The sequence below is a fragment of the Psychromonas algicola genome, assembly GCF_004378355.1.
Taxonomy (GTDB): domain Bacteria; phylum Pseudomonadota; class Gammaproteobacteria; order Enterobacterales; family Psychromonadaceae; genus Psychromonas.
Window position 1 is genome coordinate 1 of the sequence record NZ_SNUB01000110.1, and the last position, 324, is coordinate 324.

The following is a 324-nucleotide window of genomic DNA, read 5'->3' on the forward strand; positions in this document are numbered from 1 at the left end:
TACACAAACGATCACAGTGAACGTCACGGAAGTGAATGATGCACCTGTGATTGATGTCGTCAGCACAACGGTTACAGAAGATACGGCGACTATCGTGGCAACGGCTTCAGATGTGGATGGCTCGATTGATGCGAATACTATTACTGCGACCAACGGTACGGCTGTATTAGACGCGAACGGCAACATTACTTACACACCAGATGCAAACTTCGTCGGTGAAGATTCGATTTCAGTCTCTGTTACCGATAACGATGGGGCAACTAGTACACAAACGATCACAGTGAACGTCACGGAAGTGAACGATGCGCCTGTGATTGATGTCGT

The 324-nt window shown here is 47.8% G+C and carries 1 protein-coding gene; it reads left to right on the top strand.

Annotated features, from left to right (window positions below):
- A partial coding sequence (locus E2R67_RS16550; protein ID WP_134292031.1) for an Ig-like domain-containing protein occupies positions 1 to 324 on the top strand: 324 nt, incomplete at both ends.